Raw genomic sequence first — 20,102 nt, forward strand, 5'->3', positions numbered from 1 at the left:
TGGCCCAACCCCGTCATGCAGCGAGGTGCCCACATGCTCACGCGGCTCGAGAGACGAGTCCTGAAGCTCCTCGCCATCGGCGTCGGGCTGATCCTCGCGCAAACGGCTTGTTCCGCCGGCCCGGCGCCCGCCCCGCCCCCGGAGGCCGGCCCGGCTCACGCGTGGCGGACGCCGCTCGGCGGACGCGAGGGAGAGGTGAAGGTCGACGTCGTCGGCGACCTGGTCGTGGTGCGCCAGCACGGCGGCGACACGGCGACCTTCGATCTCGCCACCGGAAAGCGGCTCGCCGTCCTCGTCGGGTCGCCGCACGGGGCCTCCGACAGCGCGCGCTTCGTCATCGACCCCTACGGCGAAACGGCCGTGCTCCGCAACGCGCTCGTCGGGGTGAAGGGGACCTCGGTGGCCGCCGTCGACCTGCGGAGCGGGAAGCCGCTCTGGCGCACGCCGTTGCCCGCGATCCAGAAGGATGGGGCCGGGCACCACGTCCAGCTCGTCGAGGCCGGCGCCGTCGATGTCGTGGGCTTCCGAGGATCGATCCTCGCGCTCGATCCCGCGACCGGCGAGGAGCGCTGGCGCAAGAGCATCCCGGTACGCTCGCGCGCCGAGTTCGGCGAAGAGGAGTTCCGGCTCGAGGGCTGTGGCGACCTCGTGCTCGTGTGGACGGTGGGCCGTCTCGCGGCGCTCGACCCGTCGAGCGGGTCGAGACGCTGGGCCGTTCCGGTCGAAGGATCATCGGCCCCGCTCGTCTCGTGCGGAGGATCGCGAGTGGCCCTCGCTCCTCGCGAGCCGCCTCCCGCCGAAGGCTCGCGGTCGCCCTCCCGAGCGACGCCCAGGCCGAGCCTCCGCCTCCTCGATGCGGCGACGGGCGTCCAGGTCTCCAGGATCTTCCTCCCCGAGGGCGCGAGCGCGCGCCATCTCGCCGGCGGTCGCGACTCGGTGGTCCTGGCGCTCGACGCGCCTCAGGCGACCTCCGGAGGCTTCACCGTCCACATGGAGGTGCCCTCCGGCAGGATCCTCTGGCGGCTCGAGCTTGGCCGCGTGCTCCGACTCCTCGCCGACGATGCCTCCGTCCACGTGCTGACGGAGCACGACGGCAGGCTCTTGACGTTCGATCGGCGGACGCACGAGCTGCGCTGGTGCCTGTCGGCGGTGGGACGGGCCTCCAGCGACGACGCCTGGCACGGCCGGGAATGGCAGGGCCGCGTCTACTCGATGTCCTGGTTCGCGATGGGAAAGACGCGCGATTCCCGTCCGCGCGTGATCCTGCCGCTCGGGGACGAGCTCGCCGCGTTCGATCCGGCGCCGGCGGGCGCTTGCACGTTGGTACCGAGCGATCCGTACGTGTTCGTGGAGACGATCCAGGACAGAAGGCCCGGCGTGAACGGAGTGACGTGTCGCACGCTCGCCTTGAGCCGGGTGGCTGGCGCACCCGGCTTCATGGAGGCGCTCGAGGAGAAGGTCCTCTGGCGCCGAGAGCTCCCCCACCGCCTCCAGGAGCCGTACCCGTGCGAGGGGTCGGGCTCGCCAGGGAGCCGGATCTCGAGCGGCGCAGCTCACGGCTTCTCCGACGTCATCGAGCTCGACCGGTACATCCTCGTCGCGCACCGACGTGGAGTCCTCGCCCTCGAACGCGCGTCGGGCAGGCTCGTGCTCGACCTCGATGCGCCATGGGCGGAGGACGGCTTCGCGTTCGTCGACGATGGGGCCTTCTCCCTGTCCGGCGACCCGCCCTGCTCAGGTCCCGGCGGCGGGCGCGTACTCTTCGCTCGATGCGCGGACCGGGTCCTCTACTTCAACGGGACCACGGCCGCGATCATCGCCGGAAGTCCCCCTGCCGTTGAAGCGCGCGCCACCTTCTCCCCGCGGCCGATACCGTGGCCCCCGAAGGTCGAGCCCGAGGCGTCTCGGATCGACGAGGCGCTGGAGCGCGGGCTCGCGCGGCTCGAGGCATCCGGTGTCCCGGTGCCGTCGCACGACTTCATCGATGACGCCGTCATCTTCCTCGGCGACCGAGAGCTCTTCCTGCGGAGCGTGTGGAGCAGATGACGCCCGGGTCGGCGTCCAGCACGCCATGTGCTGTCTGGTCCGACTCCACGCGCTCGACGACGCCGGCGACGTGCTCTCGCGGATGGGGACCTGAAAGGCGTCTTCTTCATGCCGTCGCAGATCCGGAAGCGCGCAGACGGACAGGGAAACGTGGCGGGACGCGGCCAGCGACGCTCCAAGTCCCGTTGCGTGCGTGCGCGCGGCGTGCTGTGAAGGAGCGCATGCCCGCCGCGCGATCCATCCTTCCGTCGCTGCTCCTCTGCGCCCTCGCCGCCTGCTCCGGCGGAGACGAGGCCGCTCCCGTCGATCCGGGCGGCGATCCGGGGGGCGGTCCCGGAGGCGGCCCTCCCGCGAGCGGCTGGAGCACGCAGGTCGGGCTCGGCGCGCCGCGCGACGTCCGCGACGCGGACATCTACGGGGTGGACGTGGACCTGAACGAGGGGGGCACCGCGCTCGCCGCCTGGGAGGAGGACGGCTGGTTCGCGAGCGACGTCGCGGTCGGGAGCGCCTGGGTCGCCTGGCGCCGCGCGGGGGCGTGGGAGCCGCCGGTGAAGGTGAGCGACGGGCCCGGGCGTGCGGTCGCGCCGCGCGTGGCGCTGAACGACGCGGGCGCCGCGGTGGTCGCGTTCGAGGTGATCGCGCACGACCTCGAAGGCGGCGGAATCGCGAGCGGCACGGTGTGGGCGCGGCGGTGGACGAACGGCGCCTGGACCGCGGCGGTGCGGCTGTCGGACGCGCCGGGCGCGCCGCACGAGCTGTACGCGTCGCGGCCGCGCGTCGGCATCGACGGCGCGGGACGGGCGCTCGTCGCCTGGGAGCAGCGGAACGTCTCGTCCTCGCCTGCGAACGCGGTCTGGGCGAGCCGCTTCGACGGATCGGCCTCGAGCGCGCCCTTCCTCGTGAGCGACGGCACGATCTACGCCGCGTCGGCCGACGTGGCGGTGGCCGCGAACGGCGCGGCCGCGGTGGTCTGGGTGCAGCACACGAATCCGTACGACCCGAACCAGTCCGGCGGGGGTCCGCCGAACCCGAACGTCTGGGCGCGCCGGTTCGACGGGAGCGCCTGGTCCGCCCCGCAGCGAATCGGCGCCGACCTGCTGGACTACGAGGGCTGCGAGCGTCCGGCCATCGTGATGGACGGGGTCGGTCGTGCGTTCGCCATCTGGCAGGAGCACCGGCTCGACGAGAACCGTATCGCCGCGGCGCGCCTCGACCCCGCGCGCGGGTGGTCGGCGCGCGCGGTGCTGGACGCGTCCACTTCGAGCGTGGACCACCGCTCGTTCCCGTCGGTCGCCGTGGCGGCGCGGGCGGCGCGTTCGCGGTGTGGCAGGCCGACGCGCAGGACGGGGCGATCGTGAACGGCGCGGCGGCGCGGTACGACGCGACGAGCGGCTGGGGCGCGGCGGAGCGCTTCGAGACGGCCGCGGACGTCTCCGCGGCCTGCGCCGCGATGGACGGCGCGGGGAACGGCTGGGCGATCTTCACGGCGGGCGGGATGCGTGCGCGGCGGAACGATCCCGCACTCGGCTGGCAGGATGCGACGGCGATCGGGTCCGGCGAGGGCACCGACGCCGACGCGAACGGCGCCGGCGCGGTGGTCGCCGTGGGGCACGGCGTGTACTACGAGTCGAGCGTGCCGGCGTTCGTCGACGCGGCGCGGGCGAGCGCGTTCACGCCCTGACGACGGATGAACAAAGGGCGCGAGCGCCCGTCACGGTGCGGTCAGCGTCGAGGGCACGGGGACGACCATGACCGCGTCGCCGCCGGCGATGAACAGCGTGGCCGCGTCCGCTCGAGGTGCATGCGGCCGGTCCGACCGTCGACCATCAGCCGCTCGCCGTTTCCGCTCGCGGCGAGCCATGGCCCCTCGTAGAAGTGCAGGCCCGTGTTCGTGAACGTCCCGCGCGCCGGGTCGAAGAACCCGAGGTCGTCGATGCCCGTCGCGCCGAACGGCAGCCAGACGCGGCCGTCGTTCGTCAACGCGACGCGGAGCTCCACGGGCGAGGCCGCGTGAGTCAGCGAGATGTAAGTCTTCGGATGAAAGCTCGTCCCTCGCCGCTGGCGCGGTACGGGAAGACCCTCTACTTCCAGTCGGGCGCCGAGCGCGAGGTCACCGTCCGGTACCGGGACACCGCCGCGCGGCTCGCCCGCGAGCGGCACGAGGCGCGCGCGAAGGCGAGCGACGACGGCAGCGTCAGCGTCACGACGAAGGTGACGCCCGGGAACTTCCTGCTCGGCGTGGTGCTCGGATATGGCGGCGAGGCGACCGTAGAGGCGCCGGAGGACGTCGTCGCGCAGCTGCGGGAGCGCGTGGAGGCGCTGCACCGGCTGTACGCCTGACGTTCCGGCGCGGTCGAGCTCGAGCGGCTAGTTGGGCGGGTAGCGGTCGAGGTCGTCGACGCAGTCGCCCTGCCCTTCGGGGCCGAAGTGTTTCCAGAGATCGTCGGCCACCGTCGTGATGACGGCGCGGAGCTCGAGATCCTCGAGCCATTCTGCCGGGATCCCGCGCTCGCCGACGAGGAGACCGAGCAGGCTGCCAGCGATCGACCCTGTGCTGTCGCTGTCGCCGCCATGGTTCACCGCGAGCAGCACCCCGTGCGCGAAGTCCTTCGCGACGAGCGCGCCGTAGAGCCCGATCGCGAGCGCCTCCTCGGCGACCCACCCCGCGCCGAGTGACTCGACCGCCTCCGGCGATGGGTCGGCCTCCGTCGCGAGCTCGAGCGCGGCTTCCACCGCCGCGGTGGTCTCCTCGTGACCCCGCTTCTTCGCAAGAGGGCCCAGGGCGCCGTAGCACGCGTCGCGAAGCTCGGCGCCGTGGCTCACCTCGCTCACGACGAGCGCGAGGTACCCCGCCGCGAGGTGGCCGGAGGGATGCCCGTGCGTCAGGGCCGCGACCTCGGACCCAGTCCGGAATGGATCATGGAGCCGAGAGAGGCCGACGGGCGCCACTCGCATCACCCCGCCGCAGCCCTTGCTGTCGTTGACCGGCTGCTCGGGCGTACCGCTGCCGCCGCTCCGGAGGGCCGACAGGCAGGTGTTTCCGGGCGCGCGGAGGGAGTTGAGCTCGGGGACGCCGACGAGCCATCCGGGGTCGCCGAAGGTGCGTGCCCGCTCGCCCTGCGTCGAGAGCCAGCGCAGGTACGCGCCGCGCGCAACGTCGGAGATGGACACGATGCCGCGCCCTTCGAAGCGATGCAGGGCGCGGATGAGCGCCTCCGCGGTGAAGAGCGTCATCTGCGTGTCGTCCGTGATCGCGCCGCGCCGGCCGTACGCAGGCTCCAGTCCCGTAACGCCCGCACGACCGAATCGCTCCCGGATCTCCGCGAGCTTCATGAACTCGACCGGCGCCCCGAGCGCGTCGCCGACGGCGCCGCCGAGCAGGCACCCACGGAAGGCGGCGCGCGTCCTCGTTCCTCTCGTGTCGTGCACGCACCCCTCCCTCCAGCCCCGTGCGCAACGCGTCGAGGCGCTCCTGGCGCCGCTTCTTCGCGGCGAGGTACGACTCCCGGCTCGGTCCGCCCATGCGGTCTGGTTCTACGCCGGGCACGGACACGCGGCTCGCGTATCGACGGTTCGCGGCGTTGCCGCTGACGGCGATTCACGAGCGGTCGTTGGGCCGGAAGGCGGGCGATCCGGGCCGCGCGTGGAGCGCCCGGACCGCCTCGCGGAGCTGCGCGCCGATTACGGACCGATCACGCTGACGATCGCCTGCAGCTGCTCGTCCGTCAGGCCGAACGCCATGTTGCGGTCCTTGATCAGCTGGACCGTGATGCCCTTGCCCTTCAGGTTGCTCGTCTCGAGCGGCCCGTGGCAGCTCGCGCAGGACTGGCCGTACAGCGCGGCGCCGTCGATCGGGGGCGTGTACGTGCACGCCTGCTGGACGATGGGTGTGCCGCCGGTGCAGCCGTCCGGCGACGAGGTGAGCACGGTGCGCGTCTGCGTGCCGTCCGGCTGGCAGGCGCTCCAGTCCGAGTAGGTGAAGGAGGTGCACTCGACGGCGGGCGGCGTGTACGTGCAGGCCTGCGAGAGCACCGGGCTACCGCCGGTGCAGCCCTCGGGCGAGGACGTCAGCACCGTGCGCGTCTGCGTCCCGTCGGACTGGCAGGCGCTCCAGTCCGAGTAGGTGAAGCTCGTGCAGGTCGCCGGGGGAGTGTAGGTGCACGGCTGCGAGAGTTCCGGGCTACCGCCGGTGCAGCCCTCGGGCGAGGACGTCAGCACGGTGCGCGTCTGCGTCCCGTCGGGCTGGCACGCGTCCCAGTCCGAGTAGGTGAAGCTCGAGCACGTCACCGGGGGCTGGCCGTACGTGCACGACTGCGTGAGGACGGGCGTACCCGTACAGCCATCGGGGCTGGAGGAGATCACGGTCCGCGTCTGCGTCCCGTCCGGCTGGCAGGCGCTCCAGTCCGAGTAGGCATACGTGCACGCCGTCGGAGGAGTCACCGCCGCCGGAAGGTTTTCCGCGTGGAACACTCCGGAGGCGAGGTCCGTGAGTGGTGCCGAGAAGATCACCCCGCCCGTCTCGCGGTTGGTGATCGTCACGTTCCCCTCGCGGTCGCGGGTGATCTTGACGACGCCGAGCAGCGGCACGACGCCGGTGCTCCCCTCGATCGCCACGGGCCTCGGGACCCGGAAGTTCTCGAACAGCGGGGCCAGCGCCGGGACCGTGCGCAGCTCGTTCAGGACGTCCATGAACGTCTTCACCGCCCGCTCGGGCGCGACCCCGGGTGACAGCTCCCTCGCGGCCGCGCGGACGGCCGCGGTGGCCTGCGCGTCGGCGGCGGGCGGGGAGCTGCCGTCACCGCATCCACTGGTCGTCAACCCGGCGACGAGCGCGCCGACGGCGAGCGAGTTGAGAATCCGGTTCATCTGCATTGCGTCTCCGATCTTGGCGGCGCGACCTCCGCTGCGGAGCCCGCGCCGCGCCGTGAAAGGGGGCGCCGCGCGCGCCGCGTCCGGATGAGAACGCGGCGGGCGCGGCGTGGGGACGTGTGCTGAGGCCTCGCCTCCTGACCACATCGCGCCGGGGCGGATCCCCGGGGGCGTGCGATCGGACGGGTCACGTCAGCACCAGGCGTGCCCGCGGCGAGTGAACCGATTATCGGGCGCTTGCGAGCCCGGTGCGCCCGCGTGGGCTGCCTGATTTTCGATGTGCGATATCGCGAATTCGAGGCTCGCGTGACCCAGCCGTGGTGCAGGCCCGCGCGGTGCTGACGGCGATCATGATTCGCGAACAGGACGCCGAGTACGGGGAGGGGCTCCGCCGACGCCAGCCAGGCCTCGGCGGGCGGGGGGCGCAATTCGCGCCACCCTCCGTCTCGTTCATGTTCACCCCAGCCCCGGCCAGCGCCCTTGCCCGTGATGAGGCGCCACGATCCGCGCCGCCACCAGCGCGCGCGTCAGCGCGATGTGCATGCGCGTCCCGAACTGCTTCAGGCCAGGGTCCACGTCCGCGACCACGATGGCCGGACGCTCGAGTCCCTTCCAGCGCAGGAAGGTGTCCGCGACGAGGCCGCTCTCCATCTCCGGATGGTCCGCGTGCACGAACGCGTGGCGCCCGATGCGCTCGCGCGAGTGGATGGCGTCGGGCGCCGTCTGGCCGCGCAGGGACACGACCCCGATGTCGGCGAGCGTCAGCCCCTGCGAGAGAAGACGGTCGATCTCCTCCCCCACCCGGTCGGCCGTCTTCGCGGCGTCGGCGCACTCCACGAGCGCGAGCGTGCGGTCATGCACGGCGGCCGCGATCGCCTTCTCGTCCCCGCTCTCCCCGGCGTAGCGCGCGGCGAGCGCGCCCACGCCCGCCGGGCAGCGCTGACCCCGCGTCAGCCGGAACGTCGTCGCGAACAGGTCGGGGACCGGCGCACGGTCGGGCCAGAACCCCTGGCCTGGATCGTGGAAGGCCCATAGCCGCGCGCCCTCGGCGAGGCCGCGGACGAGGTACCAGGCCTCGAAGGTGAGGTCCTGCCCCTCGTCCACGACGACGGCGTCCCAGCGCGGCTCGCAGAGGTCCGCCGCGCGCTCGTACGTCGTCTGCCAGTACTCGTTCGCCGTGAGGTCCCCCTGCCGGTTCGGGCCGTCCGCCGCGTCGGCGATGGACTTGGCAAGCCCGCTCACCGTCTGGACCTCGACGCCGCTGCCGGCGAGCCGCACCTCGAGCCACTTCCGCAGCGGCTGCGTGAAGCAAAGGAGCAGCACGCGCTTCCCCTCCGATGCGTGACGCCGCGCCGCCTCGGCCGCGAGGAGCGTCTTGCCGGAGCCGGCGCCGCCACGGACGAGGACGCGGTCGTTCTCGAGGAGGCCCTCGAGCGCGGCCAGCTGGACGTCGTCGAGCGCGAACTGCCGCTCGCCCAGCGAGCGGAGCCGGGTGCCGAGCGAGAGCGCCGGGACCCACGTCTCGCCCCACAGCTGATGGAGCCGGTCGATCCAGCCATTGGTGCCCGGCTTCGGCGCCGGCAGGGCGCGATCGATGACGCCGGGGAGCGCCTCCCCGAGCCAGCGCAGCTGCATCCGCCCGAGGACGACGCCGCGCAGCACGTCCTCCTGCGGCTGCTCGTCGAAGTCGGTATCCGGCAGGGCCAGGGCCGCGCCGAACGCCGGGGGAAAGCACCTCCAGTCCTCGAGGCGCCGCTCGAGCTTGTGAGCGAACCCGTGCGCCTGGTCGAGGGGAGCCGTGTCGAACGGGATCCCGTTCGTGAACCAGCGCCCGTCGCGCTGCTCGATGTGGCCGCCCTTCACCTCCAGGACGAGCAGGCCACGCTGCGGGTGAGCGAGGACGAAGTCGCCCTCTCCCAGGTAGTTCCGGCCGTCGCGGATGCGGATCGAGTGCCAGGCGGTCCAGCCGGCGGGGAGCCCGTTCTTCAATGCCTTCCAGACGGTTCGCTCTGCTTCGGACTTCGCGGGACGGGGCGCTTCGGCGGGATTGAGGCGCGGAGGCGGCACGGGGACAGGGTGCCCAGAAGACAGAAACGAGTCAAACGGCCTCGGCAGAGCGCGCCCACGAGCAGTCCATCCCTCGCCGAAGGGACACGCCCGCCAGTCACGCCGGGTGATGACCTCCCTATTGGGCATAATTGAACCACACGTTGACATGTTGCGATCAATCCAGTACAAATGTTCTTCCGATGTTCGGCCCGATTCCATCAAGACGAGGCGAGGGCGGCGGCCCGATGACCCTCGGCCAGCTCCCGGCACCCCGGGGATGTGGCAATGCCGCCTGCGATGGAGGCCCCTTGACCCACGAGAGAACGACGTAGCCGGAATCCTGGCGTGATCGTTGCGGCGTCCCGCGGGCGCAGCGATGCCACGCCAGCCGTGCGGGTCGCCCGGGCCGCCGCAACGGCTCCGGCCCCGCCATGTCCGTGCGTCGCGTAGGGTGTTCCTGCCGAAGCCACGTCCTTCCCAAGACCATCGAACCCGCTGCTCGCCAGCGGGATGGGACCCGTGCGTCCCGAGAAGGGAGATTGCGCAAATGACCTGCTATCCGCTCGGCGTCGCCTCGCACCTCGCCATCGCCTGCGACTGCATTCGCCGCGGCGACCTCGATGGCGCCCAGGCCGCACTCGCGCGCGCGACCGTGCTCGTTCGCGACGAGCGCCGCGCGCACCCGCATCCCGCCACGCACACGCGGCCGGAGCCTCTCGCGGCAGCCCCGGCGCCGCGACCCTGAACCGAACCCCGGCCCGGGATGACCCCGGTCCGGAACCCACCCGGCGCCGGAGCGGCGCAGGAGGAGACGAGATGGCACCGAAGAAGACGACAGACCGCCTGCTGGGAGAGATGCGTCGCGCCTACGACCTCGTGGAACAGCGGCGGGCAGACGAGGCGGTGAGCGTGTACCGCGAGATCGTCGCGGAGGCCCGCAAGGTGGGGCTCGACTCCGCCCACCTCCACTGGGCGTTCGCCGTGGCCTGCGACTACTCGGGAGAAATGGAGATGGCCTTCGAGCAGATCAGCATCGCCATCGGGAAGGACCCGCTGGCGCCTCCGTTCCGCCACTCGTTCGAGGTGATCACCGGCCGCATCCAGGCCGCGCTCGCGGATCCGGAGCGCGCCTCGGACGATCCGTCCACGCCTCGCCTCTACGCGCTGCTGCAGCGCGGTGGGACCGTGGACGTGCCGTCGCACCTCGCGATGGCGCGCTACCACCTCGCGACCGGGAAGCCGGCCGAGGCGCGCGCGCTCGTGGACGCGGTCACGCTGCTCCACCCCGCCTCGCGCGAGGCGTGGGAGGCGAAGGCGTCCGTCGCCAAGGCGACCGGCGACTCGGCCGCCACCGAGGAGGCTCGCCTCGAGGCGGCGGCGCTCCAGGAGGAGCCCGCGTTCGCGATCCCCGGTCCGGCGTCGGCCTGAGCCATGCGACGGACCGGGCATCGCCTCACTCTCGGCGAAAGGAGACCTCATGGACTCGTATGCGCTTCGCGTGGACTACCCCCCTCCCTCCGCGCTCGACCTCCCGGGCCGGCTCGGGCTCACGCGCGCGCCCGGCCGCTGGTCGGCGGGACTCACCCTGGACTCCGACCTTCGGCTGCGCGCGGACGTGGAGGCGATCGCGCGCGTGCACGGCACGAAGGTGCTCGTGACCCTGCTCGAGCGCTTCGAGATCGCGGAGCTCGGCGATCTCGACGGCGAGGCGCGCCGGGCGCGGCTCAGGTGGATCCACTATCCCATCGCGGACATGTGGGCGCCCACGGATCTCGCCGGGACCATCGCCGCGGCCTGCCTCGTCGCGCGCGGCACGCCTCCCTCAGATGCCATGACGATCGTGCGCGCTGCCCGCGGGCGCGCGATCGAGACCGCCGCGCAGGAGCGCTTCGTCCGCGAGTTCGGAGGTAACCAGGGATGAGCCTGTGGATGCGAGCCCGCGCCTGACCTCGTTCACCTCGACTTCAGGTTCACCCACGCACAGGAGAAGATCTCCATGCACACCCCCACCATCGCCGATGCCGTCGCGCTCGCGGCCGAGAAGCACCGGGATGCCACCGACAAGGGCGGCGCGCCGTACATCCTCCACCCGCTGCGGGTCATGCTGGCGATGACCACCGACGAGGCGCGCCGCGTCGCCGTGCTCCACGACGTCATCGAGGACGCGGGCGTCACGCCGGACGAGCTGCAACGGCGCGGCTACCCGGACCGCGAGGTGGCCGCGCTCGTCGCGCTCACGAAGCGGACCGGAGAGGACTACGCGACCTTCATCGAGCGCGTTCGCCCCGACCCGCTCGCCGCGACGGTGAAGCGGGCGGATCTCCTCGACAACATGGACGTCCGAAGGCTCTCGGCCTTCGGAGCCGCGGACGCGGAGCGCATGGCGCGCTACCTGGCCGCGTGGAGGCGGCTTTCCGGCGGGGAGTAGGCCGCGTCGGTGACGCGCGAGTAGGTCCGCGGGAGAGGTCGCTCGCGCGCTCACCTTGCGGCACTTCGGATCGCGAGCGGCCTCGGCGGCGCGCGCAGCGGCTCGCCGTCCGTGAGCAAGGAGGCCTCGACGACGTAGTCGCCCGGCGCGACGGCTTCTCCGGCGTTCGTGCGCTGGTCCCAGCTCGCGTCGACCTCCAGCCGCTCGCCAGGCCGGAGCGCACGCAGCTGCACGATGGCGGGAATGATCTCGCCTTCGAGGCGGTGCCAGACGACAGTCCCGTCGCCTCGCCCGACGACGACGTCGAGCGTGGGGGCGCGACCTCGCAGGTAGAGATCGATCGCGTGCTGCGTGACGTTCTCGGCGCGGAGGCGGAGCCGCACCGGCTCGCCGGCGGGGACCCGCGGCTCGAGCAGGAGCTCGACGTGGATCGAGTCTTGCGCAGCGAGGGTCACGCTCGAGCCTCCGGGAGGATGCTGACCGGTGCGCCCCGGGCCGTCGGCGCGGCAGGCCGCCGCCGCGAGCGCCATCGCGGCCACGAGGACGAAGCGCACGAGGGCCGGTCGGCCAGTGGATGCGCCGGGGCGAACGGGCAACCCGCCCCGGCGCGGCAGGCGCTTCACTGCGTCGTCACGAGCGCGCCGAGCTCGTCCTCCACCTGCTTCAGCGGGCTGAACACGAACCGGGTGCCCGTACCGTTGCCGCCCCAGAGGATCCCCACCAGCCGCGCGGTGCTCGCGCCCGTGAGCTGGAACACGCCGGACCCGCTGTCGCCGCCCTGGACGACGACGGCGCCGTTCGGGTTCTGCACGAGGGTCTGGCAGAGCAGCGTGATGTTGGATCCGGAGACGTTCGTGTCGGCGCACGTGGCCGTCACGTTGCCCTGCGTCCAGCCCGTGGTGCGGCCGACCTTGTTGACCGTGGTGCCGACCGCGAAGCTCGACGTGGCGTTGTCCTGCGAGGTGATGCTGAACGACCCCGTCACCGTGAGGCTGCCGTTGTTCGGGCCCGACGTCCGCGCGATCGCGCCGCGAGACGACGCCACGGCCGTGCTGTAGAGCGCGCGAGAGCTGTCGCTGTAGCGGCACTTGCGCCCGCGCGGGCATGGGGCGCCGCGGAAGTAGGTCGGATCCTCGACCTCTGTGGCGATGACGGTCGAGTCGACGGTGCTCGTCGGCTGGTAGTACCGGGTGCCCTCGACGGCGCCCTGCTTGCCCGTGCAGTGGGAGGCGGTGACGAACGAGCGATCCCCGCCGTGGTCGGCGTTGAAGCCGAGAGAGCAGAGATAGCCGCCGAAGTGGATCTGGACACCGTTGATGGTCGGGCGCCACTTATCGCGGAGCGTGACGAGCTGGTAGATGGGCTCCGTCTCCTCGATCGTGAACGCCGTGTCGGGGATGCCGAGGCGCGCGAGCGCGGCGCGCGCGGCCGGTTCCGCCCGCGCGTGCTCGATCCCGAACACGAGCCGGCCGCCGGCCTCGTCGATGTAGGCGAGGACGGTGTCGGGGAGCGCGAGGACTTCCGGCGAGGCCCTCGCGAACCAGCGAGCGAGCTGGTCCTGGCCCTGGGCCGCCACCGCCTGGGCGTCGCCGCTCGTGGCCTGTTCGTCCGGTCCGCCCCCGCAGGACACGGCGAGGGCGATGAGGAGGATGCCGATTGCTTCATGCTTCAGGCGCATGTGTGACCTCACATTCGCTGTGATCCGCTGTTCGACGCACATCGGCGGCCGAAGAGACCCGACCGGTTCGGCCGCAATTCTCGATCGCACGCGGGTCGCCACGAACCGGCGAAAGAGCGAAAGAGAGGGCGACCACGAAGGGCGTGGCAATCAGTCCGCCAGTCGCTGGAGCGGGCGCGCTCTCGTGCGGCTCCCGCCATATAGAGCCGGATCGGGGCAGCTCCGGCGAGCGGAGGCCGCGGCGCGGGGGAGCGCGTCGACCGTCGCGCCTGCGCGAGCGCCAGCTCTGGGATCGAGCTACTCCCAGGGCTCGACGCGCGATTCCTCGCGGCGACGCGCCTCGCGCTACCTCGTCGGAGCCGAGGTCGGGACGACGGCGGGCGGCGTCGTGGGACCGAGGGCCGTGGTGGTGCCGCGGAGCTGCGTCGCCTTCACCTCCGCCTGACGCGAGAGGTCGATGGATTCGCCGAGGATGCGGCCGAGCTCCTGAGGCGCGTGGAAGCCCATCGAGTTCTCGGCGGCCACGAAGTCGAGGCGCCACTGCGCGGCGCGCTGCAGCCGCTCGAGCTCCTGCAGCGCGGGCGTCTTCGCGACGACGTCGCGCCAGGCGGCGAGCAGGTTCGCCTTCACCTCGGCGTCCATCTTCTTGTCCTGCTCCTCCTTCGCGAGCTTCTGGAAGCTCTCCTGCTTCTCCAGGCTCTCCTTCGCCTTCGCGACCGCCGCGGCACGGTTCTTGTCGTCGTACGGCTTCCGCGCGGCGACGATGGCGTCGATCATCGCGACCGCCGCCTTCCCGGCGCGGGTGAGCAGCGCGAAGTGGCGGTCCTGGATGGCCGTGACGCGGGCCTTCAGCTCGTCGTCGTTGTACGGGTGGCAGTTCGCGCAAGCGCGGTTCGGCTGCAGGAGCGGACTGCGAACCCAGTGGTCGGAGTACTTGAGCGCGCCCTCGCGCTTGTACGGCATGTGGCAGTCGGCGCACGTGACGCCGCTCCGGGCGTGGATCCCCTGGCTCCACACCTCGAACTCGGGGTGCTGCGCCTTGAGGACCTCGAACCCGGTCTCGGCGTGCGTCCAGTCCTTGAACCGCTGCCCCTTCACCTGCAGGTTGTCGTACAGGTGCTCGGCCTGCTCCATCTTGAGCCCCTCGGCCCAGGGGAACAGCAGCGTCATTCCCTTGCCGCAGAAGTACTCGACGTGGCACTGCCCGCACACGAACGCCCGCTTCTCCTGGCGCGTCGAGTCGAGGTTCGGATCGTACGGCTTCGACTTGTCGCCCTTCCGCCACCGGTCGATGGACGGCAGCTGCGACACGTCCGCGCCGGACGCGGCGAGCTTCTGGATGCCGGCGATGAAGCCTGGGCGCGTGACGCGCAGCTCCATCGACGACGGATCGTGGCAGTCGACGCACGACACCGGGTGCACTTTCCCGCCGCCGAGATCCTGGAGCGCCTTGTGCGCGTCCCAGTAGCCCAGCTCGGCGACCTTCGCGAGCCCGGCCTGGATCTGCTCGGCCTCGTTCGCCTGGGGCGCGGCCTCCTTCCCGTACTTCCGGTAGAGCGGCATGATCGACGCGTGGCAGTGGAGACAGTTGCCGGACTGCTTCGCCTCGGCACGCACGTTGCGCTTCGTGTCCTCCTGGTCTTTGAGCGCCCACGCGTGGCCCCGGCGGTCGCGGTAGTCGACGGAGAAGAGGTAGCCGGCGAAGACGCGCGTCAGCCACGGGTCGCGCTTCGCCTTCTGCGGCGGCATCTCCCCCTCGGTCGTGCCGACAGCGCCGCCGTACTTCGTGCTCGTCCGCTCGGCCGTGCGCTTGTAGTCGTCGAACTCGCGGGGCCAGTTCTTGCCCCACTTCTCGGGGTCGGTGTCGTTCTCGGTGACCTCGGCGACCTTCACGAACGAGTACTTCGCCTCGGACTTCCGCTCGCTGATGTTGACGAGCAACGCTGCGACCGCCACCGCCACGAGCGCGAAGACGCCGGTCACGAGCGCGATGAGGAGCCCGCGGTTCTTCGTGAGCTGTTTTTCGGGCGACATGGAGGAGCTCCTTCTCTGCTTGCGTGCGATCGAGTGCGCGGTGGATCAGCGGAGGTGGCCGACGGAGCGGTGGCAGCGGACGCACGAGGTGTCGCGCCCATGCGCGATGTCCTCGACGAGAGTGGCGTGACAGCGGCGGCAGTTGTCCTCGACGATCCTGGCGCTCTCGGGTCGCGCCTTGAGCGTGTCGGGATATCCGCCCAGCGTGAAGGCCAACGAATGGTGATAGCCGTTGATCGCCTTCACGAGGTACTTCGAGATGGGGAACGCCGGCGTGTGGCAGTCGTTGCACGTCGCGGCGCGGTGGTGCGGCGCCGCCTGCCATCCGGCGTAGTAGCTCACCATCACGTGGCAGTTGGCGCACGTCGCGGGGTCGTTGCCGAGGTACGACGATCCCTTCGCGTATTCGAACGCATACGCGGTCAGCCCGATCACGAGGCCGGCGGCGGCCGCCAGGACGATCGGGATCGGGAGAGCGGAGCTGCCGCGGCTCTTCGCCATGGACTCCTCGAATGTTGCCGCGCCTTCCGGAGGTACGTGCCGTCTTCGCGACGCTATCGCGGACGCACGCGCCCACTCGGCTCCTGAAGGGGGATGCGCCCTCGTGCGCAGTCCTGCCTGTGGAGCGCCCGTTCGCTCGTCAGGGACCGGCCTCGAGCTGCCGGTACGAACGTTCACGCCGTGAGCGTGCCGTGGCCTCCTCTTGCGACGGCACGCACGTTGCTCATGGACCCCTCGTCCGCTGCGCCCTCGGAGCCGATACCGCCGGTCAGCTTCACTGATCGAAAAGGTGCAAGACGGGCCGTCCACCTCTCCCTCTATCGAGCGGGCGCCGCCGGACATTCTTCCTTGTTCATGCACGGACGCCGCGTGCGACGGTCACGTCGCGAACTTTCATACGATAACCGCGCCCGTCGCCACCCCTTCGTCGACGGAGCTCGAGCACAGCCAGCAGGATCCACGCAAGCGATGGCTCCCCACCCATGCCGCAGCCGCAGCCCTCGCTCGGATGCGATGCTTCGCCGGCCGGCGAGCTCACGTCCGCGCACGCCGGCCACTCGGGAAGGCTGCAATCGGCGGCGCAGCTCCTGGTCTGGGTTCCGCCTGGCGCGCTGGCGCAGGCTCTCGACTCGGTCGTGGCCTGTACGCAGGCGAACCCATCGTCGGAGATGCCGTCCGCGTCGTCGTCCCTCCCGTTGCACAGCTCCACGCCGGCGCCGAGGGCCGCTTCCAGGATCTCCTGGGCCGTGCGCGCATGGTCGTGGACGACGACGGCATCGATGGCGCCTACCATGCCCGCGCCGATCACCAGGTCGGAGTCGTTCACGCCGGCGCCGAGCGGAACGCCCAGCGGGCGCGCCACGTCGAGCGCGCCGTCGATATAGAGCCGGGCGGTCATCACCATGGCGTCGTGAACGGCGGCGACGTGGTGCCAGCGCCCGTCATCTATCCGACGCGTCCCCACGGACTCCGCCAGGCCGCCGCCGGGCTTCGTGAACGAGTAGGCGAGGACGCCGGGGTTTGGTGCGGTCCGCGAGGTGACGTACAGGCCGTAGTTGCGAAGCGTCGAGGCTCCCTTCTCGACGATCGTCGCGTCAGCGGCGGGCGTCACCTCGACACGCACGAACGCCTCGATCGTGAGCGAGCCGGCGCGATCGAGGGTCGCCGCGTGCGGAACCCGGACCTGCGCGCCAGTGCCCGCGGGCAAGCGCACCGCGGCGGGTCCGGTGGCGGCGTCTTCGACGGTGAGCGCGGCGCCGTTCTCGAGGATGGCGTCGTTGCCGTAGAACGAGGCGTCGAGCGTGACCGTGCCCCGGCGCTCGTTCATCGGCAGGTCGAGGACCTGGTAGCGCCCCTCGTCGCCGGGCAGCGAGAAGCGGACGCGTCTCCGGACGAGGTCGCGGGCGAAGGTGCCGGCCGCGCTGTCCCAGTGCGTGTAGTAGAGGTAAGGCGAGCGGCCGGTCCGCTCGAAGCTGCGGCTCGGATCCCCTGGCTGGAGCAGCGACGGATACCCGCGCATGACGATCGCGCCTGGCGTCCACCAGAGGTCGGTCGGCATGATGACCTCGCGGCGTGGCCAGCTCGTCAGCGACTCGGACGCGGTGAAGTGGAAACCGGTCGGCCCGCCGTCGGTGCCGACGAGCAGGTACTTGCGGAGATAGCCGTTGTAGCTGAGGCTCGACGACATCTTGCCGATCTGGCCCTGCTGCAGGACCGGGCAGATGCCACGGTCGAGGACGATCGAGAACTCGCTGCCGTTCCAGCCGCGCCACGAGGCCGGGTCCGCGAGATCACCCGTCCGCATCAGGCACACGCCCCAGTCCGTCTGCGCCTTCTTCGCCTCGACGTGCATGAGCGCGTAGTAGTACCCGTCCGAAGACAGGATGTTCGACGGCTCGAAGAAGCCGAACGGCCCCGTCGTATTGCCTGGGTCGTAGTCGTAGGGGGACGACGCGATGACGTTCGCCGGCGGCAGGAGCGGGTCGACGTGGCGGAACGTCGTCCCGCCGTCCCGGGAGACGATCAGCGTCACCGCGTTCCACCAGCAATTGAAGAGGTCGCTCGAGTTGCAGTTGGCGTGCTCCCACCCGTGATACTCGTCGTGTACGAGCCCGTAGACGGTGTTGCCGTCGAGCGTGTACGTCGAGAAGAGCCACTCCGCGTCGTCGTAGCGACGGGGGTCGGGGTCGTGGTGAGAGGATAGCGCCGGCGCGGAGCAGTCGCGGATGACCTCCTTCAGGTTGTCGCCGGTCGATTGAAACAGCTCGAAGTGCCCTGCCATGAGATGGACCCGGCCGCTCGCGTCCACGAACGCGCGCGCGGGGTGATCGGGGATGTCCTCCATCCCGCACCGCTGTCCGTCGTTCCAGGCCATGACGATCTCTTCGGGCCCCAGCTCGACCGTCACCTGCGCGATCGCGGGCAGCGGCGCGAGGAGAACGAAGAAGAGTGCGGCGCGCATGTGAGCAGGATACGCTCCGTGAAGGAGCCGGTCTCGAACCCGCACCGGCAACCGGCGTTCACATCTGACGCACGCGATCGAGCGACCATGGCGTTCCGTCACGATGGCCCGGCCACGATCGTGTCACCCGAAGGCACCGTAGGCCCGTCCGGCGTCACCCGGAGCGGTCGAGTGACCCTCGCGGCCGGACCCTCGCGCGCCCATGCAGGAACGCCATTCTCAATGGCCACAGCAGCGGCCTTCCCGCTTCGACCCCGAGTGAGGGCTGCGCCGTGCCGCACGTCGCGATGGTGCACGAGCGACGGGCACCCATTCTCCCCTCTCCCCGCCCGTACTTGGAGTGAGAGCATTGCACTCCAAGCGAAGGCGCCTCGCGTCCTCGTATCCGGCGCCGAGGAGGACGAGATGAAACGGCTGCTCCGCAGGACGGTCCTGGCACTCACCGCGATCGCGCTGCTCGTCGGACCCGTGCTGGCGAGCGACACCACCGTCACGATCCTGAGCGTCGACGACACGCACGCGAACCTGCACGCCGGTGGCCCCAAGGACGCGAACCTCGACGGCACGCTGGGCGGTATCGCGAAGGCCGTGACCGTCGTCGCGCAGGAGCGCGCCGCAAATCCGGGAGCGCTCTTTCTTCACGCGGGTGACTCGTTCTTCGGCGACGCCTACTTCGGCGCGACGCTCGGCGCGATCGAGCTGCAGCTCCTGAAGGCCGCCGGGGTCGACGCGATGGCGCTCGGCAATCACGAGTTCTGGATCGGGGTCGACGGGCTCCTCTTCGGCTACGCGACGGCGTTTCCCGGGGGCGTGGGCGGGTTCCCGCTCCTGTGCGCCAACCTCGCGCGGCCGGTGCCGTTCGTCTCGGCGCACACGATGCTCCAGGCCGGCGACGTGAACGTCGGCGTGTTCGGCCTCATGACGCCTCACGACGCGATCACCAACGAGCAGACGGACTTCATCGTCACTGGTGGGGAGCTGTCGGAGCTCAGCGAGATCGCGGCGGGCGAGGTGAGCCAGCTTCGAAGCGAGGGAGCGAAGGTGGTGATCCTGCTGTCGCACCTCGGCATCGAGCTCGACCGGTTCATCGCCGACAACGTGACCGGAATCGACGCGATCATGGGCGGCCACGATCACTACGTGCTCGCCGAGACCTGGAACGGGGTCCCCATCGTCCATGCCGGCGCGTACTACCGCCACGTCGGCAAGGTGACCCTCTCGGTCGGCGACACCGAGACGACCGCGCTCTCCCGCGAGGTCATCGCGGTCGACGACTCGATCCCGGCCGCTCCGTCCCTCGCGGCAGCGGTGAGAGGATGGCAGGCGTGGATCCAGCAGACCTACGGGAACGCGCTCGGACCGGACTTCTTCTGGGACCCTATCGCCTACGCGACGGAGGACGTGACGAACGAGATCAACTTCCGGAGCACTCGCCGGGACACCGGGACGGGGAATCTCGTGACCGACGCGATGCGCTGGCGGACGGGGACGGACCTCGCCTTCACGGTGAACGGGCAGACGCCGCAGGGGCTCTTCGCCGGCCCCATTGTCGCGGACGACCTGTATCGCGTCGTCGCGCTCGGGATCGATCCCTCCAAGCCGATCCTCGGCTGGCCTCTGGTGAAGTTCTCGCTGACCGGGGAGCAGGTCCTCGCGGCGCTCGAGGCGACGATCCACGTGTCGCTGAGCGACGACGACTTCATCGCGCAGGTCTCGGGCATGAAGTACACCTACGACTCGAGTCGCGACGCGGGTGAGAGGGTCCTGTCTGCCCGGATCGGCCACGAGGGGCTCGATCCGAGCGCGGAGTACTCCGTCACCACGAACGCGCTGTTGTTCCGGTCGCTCGGGGAGATGTTCGGGATCGAGCCGAAGGACCCCGAGTTCCTGAACGACTACGAATACTGGGTGCTCCGCGACTACGTCACGATGCTCGGGAACGTCGAATACAAGGGCGAGAGCCGCGTGAAGGACATCGCGCCGGGGTACGCTCGGCACTGAGCGGGGCAGTCAGCACCTGACGCGCTTGTTCCGCC

18 protein-coding genes and 1 riboswitch are annotated in these 20,102 nt (G+C 71.1%); of the genes, 9 read left to right on the top strand and 9 right to left on the bottom strand.

Annotated elements, in window-relative coordinates; all coding sequences use genetic code 11:
- Nucleotides 1-33 precede the first annotated feature (33 nt).
- From MNY62_RS10545 to MNY62_RS10555, 3 genes are all read left to right on the top strand, one after another.
- Nucleotides 34-2,046, top strand: a complete 2,013-nt coding sequence (locus tag MNY62_RS10545; protein ID WP_242344115.1) for an outer membrane protein assembly factor BamB family protein — start codon at nt 34-36, stop codon at nt 2,044-2,046.
- A gap of 221 nt (nt 2,047-2,267) precedes the next feature.
- Entirely contained in the window at nt 2,268-3,404 is a 1,137-nt protein-coding gene (locus MNY62_RS10550; protein WP_242344116.1) for a hypothetical protein, read from the top strand.
- Entirely contained in the window at nt 3,368-3,727 is a 360-nt protein-coding gene (locus MNY62_RS10555; protein WP_242344117.1) for a hypothetical protein, read from the top strand. The genes MNY62_RS10550 and MNY62_RS10555 overlap by 37 nt, the downstream gene beginning before the upstream one ends.
- Before the next feature lie 41 nt (nt 3,728-3,768).
- Here MNY62_RS10555 and MNY62_RS10560 read toward each other — a convergent pair whose 3' ends face one another.
- Entirely contained in the window at nt 3,769-4,044 is a 276-nt protein-coding gene (locus MNY62_RS10560; protein WP_242344118.1) for a hypothetical protein, read from the bottom strand.
- Nucleotides 4,045-4,083: 39 nt separating this feature from the next.
- Here MNY62_RS10560 and MNY62_RS10565 point away from each other — a divergent pair, with 39 nt between their 5' ends.
- Nucleotides 4,084-4,386 carry a WCX domain-containing protein gene (locus MNY62_RS10565; protein WP_242344119.1) on the top strand — a complete coding sequence of 101 codons (303 nt, stop codon included), beginning with the start codon at nt 4,084-4,086 and terminating at the stop codon, nt 4,384-4,386.
- A 27-nt stretch (nt 4,387-4,413) separates the two neighbouring features.
- Here MNY62_RS10565 and MNY62_RS10570 read toward each other — a convergent pair whose 3' ends face one another.
- From MNY62_RS10570 to MNY62_RS10580, 3 genes are all read right to left on the bottom strand, one after another.
- The gene (locus MNY62_RS10570; RefSeq protein WP_242344120.1) at nt 4,414-5,475 is read right to left on the bottom strand and encodes an ADP-ribosylglycohydrolase family protein; all 1,062 of its coding nucleotides are present in this window, start codon (nt 5,473-5,475) and stop codon (nt 4,414-4,416) included.
- A 252-nt stretch (nt 5,476-5,727) separates the two neighbouring features.
- Nucleotides 5,728-6,912 (bottom strand): c-type cytochrome, encoded by a 1,185-nt coding sequence (locus MNY62_RS10575; RefSeq protein ID WP_242344121.1) that lies wholly within the window; start codon nt 6,910-6,912, stop codon nt 5,728-5,730.
- A 459-nt stretch (nt 6,913-7,371) separates the two neighbouring features.
- Nucleotides 7,372-9,183 carry a nuclease-related domain-containing DEAD/DEAH box helicase gene (locus tag MNY62_RS10580; RefSeq protein WP_332842124.1) on the bottom strand — a complete coding sequence of 604 codons (1,812 nt, stop codon included), beginning with the start codon at nt 9,181-9,183 and terminating at the stop codon, nt 7,372-7,374.
- Nucleotides 9,177-9,268, top strand: a riboswitch (SAM riboswitch). It overlaps the preceding gene by 7 nt.
- A gap of 243 nt (nt 9,269-9,511) precedes the next feature.
- On the opposite strand from MNY62_RS10580, the gene MNY62_RS10585 reads away from it, so the two are divergent.
- From MNY62_RS10585 to MNY62_RS10600, 4 genes are all read left to right on the top strand, one after another.
- The gene (locus MNY62_RS10585) at nt 9,512-9,709 is read left to right on the top strand and encodes a hypothetical protein (RefSeq protein WP_242344123.1); all 198 of its coding nucleotides are present in this window, start codon (nt 9,512-9,514) and stop codon (nt 9,707-9,709) included.
- A 71-nt stretch (nt 9,710-9,780) separates the two neighbouring features.
- A complete protein-coding gene (locus MNY62_RS10590; RefSeq protein ID WP_242344124.1) occupies nt 9,781-10,392 on the top strand; it encodes a tetratricopeptide repeat protein in 612 nt (203 codons plus the stop codon).
- Nucleotides 10,393-10,441: 49 nt separating this feature from the next.
- On the top strand, nt 10,442-10,885 hold the full coding sequence (locus tag MNY62_RS10595; protein ID WP_242344125.1) for a protein-tyrosine phosphatase family protein: 444 nt from the start codon (nt 10,442-10,444) through the stop codon (nt 10,883-10,885).
- A 75-nt stretch (nt 10,886-10,960) separates the two neighbouring features.
- Nucleotides 10,961-11,392, top strand: coding sequence for a GTP pyrophosphokinase (locus MNY62_RS10600; protein ID WP_242344126.1), 432 nt, complete (start codon nt 10,961-10,963; stop codon nt 11,390-11,392).
- 50 nt (nt 11,393-11,442) lie between these two features.
- Here MNY62_RS10600 and MNY62_RS10605 read toward each other — a convergent pair whose 3' ends face one another.
- The 5 genes from MNY62_RS10605 to MNY62_RS10625 form a co-directional block, all read right to left on the bottom strand.
- Nucleotides 11,443-11,946, bottom strand: a complete 504-nt coding sequence (locus tag MNY62_RS10605) for a BsuPI-related putative proteinase inhibitor (RefSeq protein ID WP_242344127.1) — start codon at nt 11,944-11,946, stop codon at nt 11,443-11,445.
- A 65-nt stretch (nt 11,947-12,011) separates the two neighbouring features.
- Nucleotides 12,012-13,070, bottom strand: coding sequence for a S1 family peptidase (locus MNY62_RS10610; RefSeq protein ID WP_242344128.1), 1,059 nt, complete (start codon nt 13,068-13,070; stop codon nt 12,012-12,014).
- A 345-nt stretch (nt 13,071-13,415) separates the two neighbouring features.
- Nucleotides 13,416-15,104 (bottom strand): ammonia-forming cytochrome c nitrite reductase subunit c552, encoded by a 1,689-nt coding sequence (locus tag MNY62_RS10615; RefSeq protein WP_242344129.1) that lies wholly within the window; start codon nt 15,102-15,104, stop codon nt 13,416-13,418.
- Nucleotides 15,105-15,149: 45 nt separating this feature from the next.
- A complete protein-coding gene (gene nrfH, locus MNY62_RS10620) occupies nt 15,150-15,605 on the bottom strand; it encodes a cytochrome c nitrite reductase small subunit (RefSeq protein WP_242344130.1) in 456 nt (151 codons plus the stop codon).
- Between the two features lie 352 nt (nt 15,606-15,957).
- The gene (locus tag MNY62_RS10625; RefSeq protein WP_242344131.1) at nt 15,958-18,066 is read right to left on the bottom strand and encodes a LamG domain-containing protein; all 2,109 of its coding nucleotides are present in this window, start codon (nt 18,064-18,066) and stop codon (nt 15,958-15,960) included.
- A gap of 405 nt (nt 18,067-18,471) precedes the next feature.
- On the opposite strand from MNY62_RS10625, the gene MNY62_RS10630 reads away from it, so the two are divergent.
- Complete coding sequence (locus MNY62_RS10630) at nt 18,472-20,067, top strand: bifunctional metallophosphatase/5'-nucleotidase (RefSeq protein ID WP_242344132.1); 1,596 nt, start codon at nt 18,472-18,474, stop codon at nt 20,065-20,067.
- Nucleotides 20,068-20,102: the final 35 nt, after the last annotated feature.

Source organism: Anaeromyxobacter terrae (assembly GCF_022690685.1).
GTDB classification, from domain to species: Bacteria; Myxococcota; Myxococcia; order Myxococcales; family Anaeromyxobacteraceae; genus Anaeromyxobacter; species Anaeromyxobacter terrae.

Bases quoted from the DNA above. Each gene is read 5' to 3' on its own strand.
- MNY62_RS10545 (WP_242344115.1), top strand. From the start codon at position 34: ATGCTCACGCGGCTCGAGAGACGAGTCCTGAAGCTCCTCGCCATCGGC.
- MNY62_RS10590 (WP_242344124.1), top strand. From the start codon at position 9,781: ATGGCACCGAAGAAGACGACAGACCGCCTGCTGGGAGAGATGCGTCGC.
- nrfH (WP_242344130.1), bottom strand. From the start codon at position 15,605: ATGGCGAAGAGCCGCGGCAGCTCCGCTCTCCCGATCCCGATCGTCCTG.
- MNY62_RS10575 (WP_242344121.1), bottom strand. From the start codon at position 6,912: ATGAACCGGATTCTCAACTCGCTCGCCGTCGGCGCGCTCGTCGCCGGG.
- MNY62_RS10630 (WP_242344132.1), top strand. From the start codon at position 18,472: ATGAAACGGCTGCTCCGCAGGACGGTCCTGGCACTCACCGCGATCGCG.
- MNY62_RS10600 (WP_242344126.1), top strand. From the start codon at position 10,961: ATGCACACCCCCACCATCGCCGATGCCGTCGCGCTCGCGGCCGAGAAG.
- MNY62_RS10625 (WP_242344131.1), bottom strand. From the start codon at position 18,066: ATGCGCGCCGCACTCTTCTTCGTTCTCCTCGCGCCGCTGCCCGCGATC.
- MNY62_RS10595 (WP_242344125.1), top strand. From the start codon at position 10,442: ATGGACTCGTATGCGCTTCGCGTGGACTACCCCCCTCCCTCCGCGCTC.
- MNY62_RS10610 (WP_242344128.1), bottom strand. From the start codon at position 13,070: ATGCGCCTGAAGCATGAAGCAATCGGCATCCTCCTCATCGCCCTCGCC.
- MNY62_RS10550 (WP_242344116.1), top strand. From the start codon at position 2,268: ATGCCCGCCGCGCGATCCATCCTTCCGTCGCTGCTCCTCTGCGCCCTC.
- MNY62_RS10585 (WP_242344123.1), top strand. From the start codon at position 9,512: ATGACCTGCTATCCGCTCGGCGTCGCCTCGCACCTCGCCATCGCCTGC.
- MNY62_RS10580 (WP_332842124.1), bottom strand. From the start codon at position 9,183: ATGGAATCGGGCCGAACATCGGAAGAACATTTGTACTGGATTGATCGC.
- MNY62_RS10565 (WP_242344119.1), top strand. From the start codon at position 4,084: ATGAAAGCTCGTCCCTCGCCGCTGGCGCGGTACGGGAAGACCCTCTAC.
- MNY62_RS10615 (WP_242344129.1), bottom strand. From the start codon at position 15,104: ATGTCGCCCGAAAAACAGCTCACGAAGAACCGCGGGCTCCTCATCGCG.